The 9985-nt window shown below is 41.2% G+C and carries 10 protein-coding genes; 4 read left to right on the forward strand and 6 right to left on the reverse strand.

What is annotated here, in order from left to right:
• Nucleotides 1-324: 324 nt before the first annotated feature.
• The 3 genes from VB740_RS15025 to VB740_RS15035 form a co-directional block, all read right to left on the reverse strand.
• Complete coding sequence (locus tag VB740_RS15025; RefSeq protein WP_323200786.1) at nucleotides 325-801, reverse strand: GNAT family N-acetyltransferase; 477 nt, start codon at nucleotides 799-801, stop codon at nucleotides 325-327.
• 192 nt (nucleotides 802-993) lie between these two features.
• Nucleotides 994-1497 (reverse strand): glutathione S-transferase, encoded by a 504-nt coding sequence (locus VB740_RS15030; RefSeq protein ID WP_323200787.1) that lies wholly within the window; start codon nucleotides 1495-1497, stop codon nucleotides 994-996.
• A gap of 265 nt (nucleotides 1498-1762) precedes the next feature.
• A complete protein-coding gene (locus VB740_RS15035; protein ID WP_323200788.1) occupies nucleotides 1763-3298 on the reverse strand; it encodes an ABC transporter permease subunit in 1536 nt (511 codons plus the stop codon).
• A 334-nt stretch (nucleotides 3299-3632) separates the two neighbouring features.
• Between VB740_RS15035 and VB740_RS15040 the strand changes: the two genes are divergently transcribed.
• Nucleotides 3633-4397 carry an amino acid ABC transporter ATP-binding protein gene (locus tag VB740_RS15040; RefSeq protein WP_323200789.1) on the forward strand — a complete coding sequence of 255 codons (765 nt, stop codon included), beginning with the start codon at nucleotides 3633-3635 and terminating at the stop codon, nucleotides 4395-4397.
• A 91-nt stretch (nucleotides 4398-4488) separates the two neighbouring features.
• Here the strand turns inward: VB740_RS15040 and VB740_RS15045 are convergent, their stop codons facing one another.
• Nucleotides 4489-4689 (reverse strand): hypothetical protein, encoded by a 201-nt coding sequence (locus VB740_RS15045; RefSeq protein ID WP_229469390.1) that lies wholly within the window; start codon nucleotides 4687-4689, stop codon nucleotides 4489-4491.
• A gap of 183 nt (nucleotides 4690-4872) precedes the next feature.
• A complete protein-coding gene (gene lipB, locus VB740_RS15050; protein WP_323200790.1) occupies nucleotides 4873-5565 on the reverse strand; it encodes a lipoyl(octanoyl) transferase LipB in 693 nt (230 codons plus the stop codon).
• 616 nt (nucleotides 5566-6181) lie between these two features.
• Here lipB and hpf point away from each other — a divergent pair.
• Nucleotides 6182-6829, forward strand: coding sequence for a ribosome hibernation-promoting factor, HPF/YfiA family (hpf, locus tag VB740_RS15055; protein ID WP_323200791.1), 648 nt, complete (start codon nucleotides 6182-6184; stop codon nucleotides 6827-6829).
• Between the two features lie 185 nt (nucleotides 6830-7014).
• Here the strand turns inward: hpf and VB740_RS15060 are convergent, their stop codons facing one another.
• Entirely contained in the window at nucleotides 7015-7473 is a 459-nt protein-coding gene (locus VB740_RS15060; RefSeq protein ID WP_190910700.1) for a peroxiredoxin, read from the reverse strand.
• A 118-nt stretch (nucleotides 7474-7591) separates the two neighbouring features.
• Here VB740_RS15060 and VB740_RS15065 point away from each other — a divergent pair, with 118 nt between their 5' ends.
• Both VB740_RS15065 and VB740_RS15070 read left to right on the forward strand, forming a co-directional pair.
• Nucleotides 7592-8719: an acyltransferase family protein gene (locus tag VB740_RS15065; protein ID WP_323200792.1), complete on the forward strand. Its 1128-nt coding sequence runs from the start codon at nucleotides 7592-7594 to the stop codon at nucleotides 8717-8719.
• A 467-nt stretch (nucleotides 8720-9186) separates the two neighbouring features.
• Entirely contained in the window at nucleotides 9187-9894 is a 708-nt protein-coding gene (locus VB740_RS15070) for a CAP domain-containing protein (RefSeq protein WP_323200793.1), read from the forward strand.
• The last annotated feature ends 91 nt before the right edge of the window (nucleotides 9895-9985 follow it).

Raw genomic sequence — 9985 nt, forward strand, 5'->3', positions numbered from 1 at the left:
CCCCCTTTGTTGGTTGCGATCGCTTGGTGAGTAATAGAAAAATCAAGTTAGAAGCACTGAAAATCATACCTCTTATTTTGATTTTTCTGTCAATGCGTAAGTCCTAGTTTATATACATATTAGGAGATGAAGTTTGTATAAATACTATTAATAGTTACAATTATTTAACTTTTTGCCGATAAGACATTTATTTATATATTAACTCCTGCTGTACTAGATTGGAACTTATCTACGGCTCTGAAGCCACTATTTATACTAATTCTTTCTATTAACTAGTTATGATATAAGGAAGCCTGAGTTACTCCTGCTTCCCCTACTTAAGATTTACTTACTGAGTGCCTGACCATCTAAGCGGCATAATTTTACTTTGTTGATGATCTTCGCACCTATTTTTTCATAGAACTTGATTCCACGCTCGTTAGATACAGCTACAGTCCAATCGATTCTGCCACAACCTTTTTCCTGCCCAATCTGGCGCAAGTGTAGCATCAGCGCCTCACCAACTCGGTGGCTTCGATGTTCAACTTTAACATATAAGTCATCAAGCCAAATTCCAGGTTTTGCTAAAAAAGTTGAATAGATAAAGTGATAGGTTACTAACCCAATAGCATCGCCATCAACCTCAGCCAAGAGAACAAATGCAAGGGGTTTTTCTCCAAATAAATCAATTTTTAGCTTTTGAGGAGTTGCTTCTACAGATTCAGGGCAACCATCAAATTCGGCTTTCAAATGAATCAATTCCATAATAGTAGGAATATCTCTTTGGTTTGCATCTCGAATTGAAATATTCTTAGTTTTCATGTTCTTCCTTTCCCTTGGCTTAAAACTCGTATTGGGAGATAACTTCTGTCTCACTCTTTGCTGCGTTTATCCATTCTTGCATGGCTGGAAGCGCCAAAACTGTCTCTACATAATCTCTAGAAACAGGATCTAGCTGGACATCATAGGTTATAAACCGCAGAACAACTGGAGCAAAGAATGCATCAGCGATGTCTACGACGGGCTACGCCTACGCAAAATTTCCAAATAAAAATTGCCGCCATTCCCAAATTTTTGGCGTGATTCTTGCCAAATCCTAGTGATGCGGTCAATGTCTTGTTGTACGCCGGATACTAAACCTTTACCAGGATATTTAGTACGGCAGTTCATAGGCATATTCTGACGCAGTTTTTGAAAGCCTGAGTGCATTTCCGCAGTAATGGAACGGGCTAATGCCCTTGCAGCCTTGTCTTCTGTCCACCATTGCAGAGTCGGAAACGTTTCAGCTAGATATTCACAAATAGCGAGAGAATCCCATACCGTTTGCATATCATGCAATAACACAGGTACTTTGCCTGATGAAGAGTATTGCCGAATTTTTGAGGAATAATCTGGACTGTTGTAGAGAGGAATCCGAATTTCATTGAATTCCAAACCAAATTGTTTCATCGCTAGCCAAGGAGGAAGTGACCAAGATGAATAATTCTTATTTCCAATTACTAAAGTTAGTTGTGTCATATCTTTAATACCTTTCGACAGTCGTTAGTATGGTGAATCAAGGATTGAGAGCAGCTATTATGCCTCGTTTAACAGCTGTACCCATTCCTCCAAAGAAAGGTTCAGGTATACAGTTTACCTGCACCGCTAAAGAGAGTAATTGGAACTGCAATTTTATCTAATGCTCTCCATGTGCCTGCGGTGTTCACATTTTTGGAAATGTTGAAAAAATTTGATTTTTATAGTTTAGCTAAATCCACTTATTAATAATCAATAATTCAGTATTTTAGTCAGAGCGCATAGCTGTGTGCTCTGACTTTTTTTGCCGTTTAACCGGATTCATCCACACTTCTAAACGACTAAACGCTTGTGAAGAAAGTAACGTTAAACATAAATAAACCATCGCCACAGCCGCGTAAATTTCAAAAGCGCGATAGTTGTCGGCGACAATTAGCTGTCCTTTGCGAAACAATTCTTCAAAACCAATCACCGCAACTAAGCTTGTATCTTTCAATAAACTGATAAACTCATTACCTAAAGGTGGTACCATCCGCCGGAAAGCTTGAGGAAAAATTACATAACTCATTGTTTGTACAGAACTCAAACCTAAGGATTGTGCTGCTTCTGCTTGTCCTGTTTCAATTGATTGAATCCCAGCACGAACAACTTCGGCAATGTATGCGGCGCTATTCAAACTTAAGGCAATTACCCCAGCTACCAAACGATCAAAACTAAATGTAATACCAAGTTCTTGCAAAATTGCAGGTAAGCCAAAGTAAATCATAAAAATTTGCACTAACAAAGGCGTTCCCCGAAAAAAATCTACATACGCTCTCGCTAACCAACGCACAGGTGCAATACGAGAAAGGCGGACAATACCAATCAGGGAACCTCCAATTAAACCAAAAACTACAGAAAGTATCGTCAATTGCAACGTTACTAAAGCTCCCTGCAATAAAGTCGGAAAAGCCTGCAAAATCACGCCAATTGAGGTAAGTATTTTAGGTGCGGTAGTGGTAGCCTGGCTCTCAAATGGTGATTTAACTGGTAATGATGGTGGCTCGGCTTTAAACCATTTTTGATAAATTTGGGAATAAGTGCCATTTCTCAGCACCCTATCCAAACCGTCATTTATTAATGCCAAATTCGGCGAATTTTTAGCTGTAGCAATCCCGTAAAACTCCTCCGTCAGCAATTGCTGTACTATTTTAATTCCCTGAAGATTACCCGTATTAATGGCATATAAAGTTACAGGTGCATCATTAATTACCGCATCCACATTCCCATTGAGCAATTCTTGCAGGGCTAAAGGTGCTGAATCAAAACTACGAATTTGTACTCCAGGAATACTCTTAGCCTTTGCAGCCCCAGTTGTACCAATTTGTACCGCAATTTTTTGATTTTTGAGACTGTCAAAGCCAGTAATATTTTGATTATCTGCGCGGATTGCGATCGCTAACCCAGCTTTAAAATAAGGACGGGAAAAAGAAATCGTCTTCGCCCTCTCCTCGGTAATCGTGATCGAACTAATCGCCGCATCTACCGTTTTGCCTTGCAAAGCTGGGATAATGCCATCAAAAGGCAGACTTTGAAAATCCACTTTAAAGTTAGCAGAAGAAGCAATCGCATTCATCAAATCAATCGAAAAACCCTGCAACTCACCACCTTGTCCTTGAAACTCAAAAGGTGGAAATGCCGGTTCTGTAGCAACCCGCAGAGTTTTCGCCGTACTAGGATTCACCCCACAGCCAGCCAATAACAAACAGTTAAAACTTATAACTAGAGATAAGCACAGCCAACGGATAAAACTAAATTTAGTCATATTATTTTCTCTCCCCCTTTGCGCTCTCTGCGCCTCTGCGGTTCGTTCAAGTTATAGTGCAATCTACCGCCAAAAATATATTTATTGGCTAAGAACTACTGTCTACTTAGTAAACTAAAACCCTTCTTCAAAAGACTTTAGCTATAGCAACCCTAAATTATTCGTGAAAAAAATCTGTTGCCTATTCCCTATTTCCTACCTCCACGACTAATTTCACAGTCTCATTTAGGATTGCTATATTAGCCTCAGAATTCCTTCTAAGACTTTTTTAGGACTGCTGCACGGTCTACATTAAAAACCTTACAATCAACTGTAGAGCAGCTTGACATAAGTAATGAACAATACCATCCCCGCCATTATTTTTGACAACATCGAAAAAAACTTTGGTTCCCTAAAAGTCCTCAAAGGAATCACCGGCGAAATCAACCGGGGAGAAGTCGTTGCAGTTATAGGTTCCTCCGGCTGTGGTAAAAGTACTCTACTACGCTGCTTCAACCGCCTAGAAGCCATTGACAACGGGCGTTTAATAATCAACGGTATCAACTTATCCAAGCCCAGTATCAGCTATAACCAACTGCGGCAACTACGAACACAAGTCGGTATGGTTTTCCAACAGTTCAACCTGTTTCCTCATCTCAGTGTGCTGGAAAATATGACACTCGCTCCCCAGAAAGTCTTGGGTAAAACGCCAAAGGAAAGCGCCCAGCTAGCGAGATTATACTTAGATAAAGTTGGCTTATTTGACAAAGCCTCTGCTTATCCCGAACAACTTTCTGGCGGACAAAAGCAACGGGTAGCGATCGCTCGTAGTCTATGTATGAATCCCCAAATCATGCTATTCGACGAACCCACCAGCGCCCTAGATCCCGAACTCGTCGGCGAAGTTTTGCAAGTGATGCAACAATTGGCAGCAGAAGGCATGACAATGGTGGTTGTCACCCATGAAATGCAATTTGCAAAAGAAGTAGCCCATCAGGTGATATTTTTAGACAAAGGTATTGTGACAGAACAAGGCCCAGCTTATGAAGTACTGACTAATCCCCAAAGCGATCGCCTGCGTATTTTCCTCAGTCGCCTTCAAATAATTCGTAATTCGTAATTGGGCATTGCTTATTTCTCCCCCTGCCTCCCCTGCCTCCCCTGCTCCCTCATCCCCACTCCCCAACTCCCCACTCCCCACTCCCCACTATTCAAAGATATTCACGCAAGAAATCAAAGGGATCATCTTCCCAACAAGGTTCAGGTATCAGCCAAAACAAACTCCTGTCGATGTCGGCTTCAATTTCATCACCGTCGTCTCTATCAAATAGTTCTATCAAAGCTGTCCAATCACGCTCTCTCAGAAATGTTAACGATGGGGCATATACCTGGAGATTATTTGAGTAATTCACGCGCAAAGTTGTACTTGAGTGCCGTAAAAATTTAATATAGAAATTTGGAAATAATTACATTTGAGCTTTGACAACCGTAGCTAAATAGTGATTTTAATACTATTAAATATGAGCTACTCTTATTAGTGTCTCACAATTTAAATAGGACTGCTATAGTATTCATTACATAATTACAAGCTGAATTTACTCAGGCCGGAAAAATCCTTGAGGTTGTGACTCGACTAATTCCACACCAAAGACTTCAGCAAAGGACTTTGCTACATAAAAACGCACTTCTTCGCAAGTGATACCTGGAATCCATTCAGCTAAACTGCCTACAGGTTTATCAGAAATACCGCAGGGGACAATGCGCTCAAAGCCTGTCATATCTGGACAAACATTTAATGCAAAGCCGTGCATGGTAATCCAACGGCTGACTTTAATACCAATAGCCGCAACTTTACGCCCTTGTAACCAAACGCCAGTAAAATCTGGAATTCTTTCTCCCTGCAACCCATAAACTGCCAGTACGCCAATTATGACTTCTTCGAGTTGGCGTAAATACCAATGGAGGTCTTTACGATAACGTTGCAGATTTAAAATTGGATACCCCACCAGTTGACCGGGACAATGGTAAGTAACCTCACCGCCGCGCTCAACTCGATGCACATCATATTGACCTTTATCAATATCAAATTTGAGAAAATCTGAGTTGCTTCCTTGCCCTAGAGTGTAGACGGGTGGATGTTCTAGCAAAATTAACACGTCATCTAGACTGGGGTCATGGATACGCTCAGTCAGGAGCGATCGCTGCCATCCATGAGCATCTAAGTAAGGCATTAATCCTTGATTATATAGCAAACAACGGTTTTTGTGTGGACTATTACTATGGATCATGCCAAAAATCAACTGTATTAATGACGAAATATATTTCAAGTTACACAAATGGAGTCAACAAATATCAAGATTTGCTAAGGATTTTAAAGGAAAGTCAAGGGAACATGAATTAGAAAATACAAAGTGCTAGCTTGAATATACAACCTCAATAGGTTTTAGGAGGAATTCTCTGCAATAAGCATCATGCCAAGACGATAAAGACGAATGTACTGGCTGATGACTTTCATAACATTAGTTTGCATTTAAAACAGAATCAAATTTCCACAAAGACTTGTATTATTGAACAACAAGTAAACTTCAACCGAACACAGAAGGAGCAACTATCAACAGTTCTGTAAGCGTTGTTTTAACACAGAAGACAGTTACAGGAGCTTACTGCTTAATTTTCCTCACAAAAGAGTTCTAGATGGATATCCAATTGGATACCAGTGCAGAGATGAGGAGGATAATCAAGGGTATAATGAGCAAAAACCCAGACGTAGTAAGCTTAAAGAAAGCTTACAGGCAGTAGACAGAAAAAGTTCACAATTTGTTTTGGCGGGAGTAATAGACCTTACCGCAATTTCTTTTCATACAAAGCAAATTCACACATCAAATATTCAGTGGGAGAGTTTACATGAAGCTTGTCATCCACGGCAAAAATATTGAAATCACCGATGCAATTCGTGAGTATGTACATCAAAAGATTGAAAAAGCAGTTAGTCACTTTCAGAGCATTACAAATGAAGTGGATGTGCATCTTAGCGTAGCCCGTAATCCCCGAATTAATACTAGACAAGCGGCTGAGGTAACTATTTATGCAAATGGTAACGTTATCCGTGCCGAGGAAAGCAGCGAAAATCTCTATGCCAGCATTGACTTAGTTGCAGATAAAATTGCCCGTCAACTGCGGAAATACAAAGAACGGCGTCAAGACCAGAAAACTCAGCCCCAACCAACAGAAGTAGTTGTTGCAGAATCGGTAGTCCCAGATTTAATTGGCGATCGCACCCCCGAATTACCCAACGAGGTCGTTCGCACCAAATATTTTTCTATGCCGCCGATGACCCTTGCAGAAGCCCTGGAACAACTGCAACTCGTGGGACACGACTTTTATATGTTCCGTAATTCTGAAACTGGAGAGATTAATGTAATTTACGAACGCAACCACGGCGGTTATGGTGTGATCCATCCCCGCAATGGTAATGCCCATACTAACGGCAAGAATGGCAAGTCAGCCCAGACTAATGTTGTCATGTCGGAAAAGTTGCATTCGAGGCAATAGGCAATAGGCAATAGGCAATGAGGGGATGAGGGAGGTAAGGGAGCAGGGGAGGCAGGGGAGACGGGACAAGAGGTGAGAACTTGAAACAAGTCTTTCCCCTTGTCCCCAATTCTCCTTGTCCCCAAGTCCTCTTGCCGATGCCCAATGCCCAATGCCCAATGCCCCATTCCCCATTCCCTAATCCCTTATTTCACAAGCTGTTGCAAAGTTTTCAGCGCTTCCTCAACGTGACCTTTAAAGTTAAACATTGAATCAAAGACGTATTGGACAACTCCTTGTTGGTCAATAACGTAAGTAACGCGACCAGGGAATAAGCCAAAGGCTGCTGTTGCGCCATATAGCTTCCGTACTTGGTCGCCTTTGTCAGTTAATAGGGTAAAAGGTAGATTATATTTTGCAGCAAATCGTTGGTGAGATTCGCTGGAGTCAGCACTCACGCCGATAACTTCAGCGCCAGCACTTTTAAACACTTCATACTGATCGCGAAAGGCGCAGGATTCAGCCGTACATCCGGGTGTGTCGTCCTTGGGGTAAAAATATAGGACAACAGCTTTTTTGCCGCGAAAATCTTGGAGGCTAATTGTTGAACCGTTTTGAGCAGGTAGAGTGAAATTAGGAGCGGTATCTCCAACTTTAATTGGCATAGCGAGTGGTGGTAATTAGTTAACAAAATTTTACCTTGTATCCAAGTCTATAAATTTTGCTTGATTACCTGCATCAAGCGGGCTAGCTTAGATACTCATCTAACATAAAATTCCGCCTATGCGCCTGACTTCACTAGATGTTTTTCGCGGTATTACCATCGCTGCGATGATTCTCGTCAATATGGCGGGAGTCGCAGATGATATATATCCTCCCTTAGCCCATGCCGATTGGCACGGTTGCACACCAACTGACTTGGTATTTCCCTTCTTTCTCTTCATTATTGGTGTAGCGATGACTTTCTCGCTGTCAAAGTACACCGAAGAAAATAAACCAACCTCAACTGTTTACTGGCGGATATTGCGCCGCACTGCCATTCTCTTTGCCTTGGGATTGCTACTAAATGGCTTTTGGAATCAGGGTATTTGGACTTTTGATTTAAGTAGTATCCGCATTATGGGAGTATTGCAGCGCATTAGCATTACCTATCTGCTGGCTTCCTTGATAGTTCTCAACCTTCCCCGTAAAGGTCAATGGATACTAGCAGCAGTAATACTCATCGGCTACTGGCTAACAATGATGTATGTACCAGTGCCCGATTTTGGTGCGGGAGTTCTGACACGAGAAGGTAATTTTGGCGCTTATGTTGACCGCCTGATTATTCCTAAAGCACATCTATATAAAGGTGATGGTTTCAACTTTATGGGAGATCCTGAGGGACTATTCAGTAGTATTCCTGCGATAGTAAGCGTCCTGGCTGGCTACTTCACTGGTCAATGGATACGCAGTCAACCTGTACAGTCACGCATAAGTATAGGTTTAGCATTATTTGGAGTTGGTTGTTTAATTATCGGTTGGGCGTGGGGGTGGACATTTCCCATCAACAAAAAGCTGTGGACAAGTTCTTATGTAGTCTTCACCAGTGGTTGGGCGTTACTATTGCTAGCAGCTTGTTATGAACTGATCGAAGTGCGGCTGATACGTCGCTGGGGTAAACCTTTTGAAATTATGGGTTTAAATGCGATCGCACTTTTCGTTCTGTCAGTTTTGTTGATTAAAATCTTAGTCAGAACCCCTATCGGCACAGGCAAAGACGCTCCCAGTACCTACAATTGGATTTACCAGAATTTTTTCGCATCTTGGGCGGGAGCTTTGAATGGTTCCCTGTTGTTCGCCATAGTCACCGTGTTCTTGTGGTGGGCTGTTGGTGTTCTGATGTATCGACAACGTTGGTTTCTCAAAGTGTGAGACAATGCGATCGCCTACGGGAATGCTGAGAACGAGCGATCGCAATGATACTTATTTGAGCAAACACGATATAAACTCTGCGTTTTTCTATCAAACGCAAATATGCAAATTTTTTATTTACGTTATATTTTTTATTAGCCAATTTTCTGAATGATTGTACTTAAAAACAGGCGTAATAAAGTAGAAATATTTTTTTGTGCTTTACGTTTGAGTGTTAGCTAGGTTACAACAGGTATTAAGTAATCCTTTTTTAACACTCAAGGAACAAAGACAATCACAGCGTTATCTATACTCTTGATCAACTCATTTCCATTCTTCTTAAGGAACTGATCAAAGTTTTGATGTCTGGCAACAAGCCGCTTCTCAAATCCCAAACAAAGAAGCGTCTACAAACTTCTTTGTGTGTCAAAAATTATTATTTCTTCTAATTCACTAAATTAATCCATAAAAAAACTCTGAGGTAATGAATGCACCGCATTAAATTTTGGGTATTTTTGCCAGTTGCCCTGATTTTCGGCTGCTCAAATCAACTTTTGCAATCTAGCCCGTCTGTGGCAAACTCTAACCCAGCAGTAGTTAAAACAACTAGTCCAACTTTATTAGCAAAGGCGAGTTATCTTTCACCACTAGAACAACAGGTAATTGTTGAAACCAATAAGGTACGAACAAATCCCAAAGCATACCTTCCAATTATGGAAAACTATAGAAAGCGCTTTGAGGGGAACCGAGTCAAAATTTCTCATAATACCTATTTGCGAACTCAAGAAGGAGTCAAAGCAGTCGATGAAGCGATCGCATTTTTGAAATCAGCACGTCCTGTAGGAGCTTTGAGTGCCTCTAAGGGTATGTCTTTAGGAGCAAAAGACCATATTAAAGACCAAGGCCCAAAAGGTGCTACAGGTCATAATGGTAGCGATGGTAGCAACCCCTTTACTCGCATCAACCGCTATGGTAGATGGCAAACAACCGCAGGCGAAAATATCAGCTATGGCCCAAACACCGCCCAAGATATTGTTATGCAGTTAATTATTGATGATGGTGTGCCCGATCGCGGTCATAGAAAAAACATTTTTAACAGTGCTTTTAAAGTGTCTGGTGTTGCTTATGGAACTCACAAATCCTATAGAACAATTTGTGTAATTAACTACGCTGGTGGGTATAGGGATAAAACGTAAACGTGAGTTCCACTAACCTCTCCCTGCTTTGAACTAAGGAATGCAAATTTAATAACCTGCAATTCTGATTGAACTGGGAATGGTGCGTTAC

This window comes from Nostoc sp. UHCC 0251, from assembly GCF_034932245.1.
GTDB lineage: Bacteria > Cyanobacteriota > Cyanobacteriia > Cyanobacteriales > Nostocaceae > Nostoc.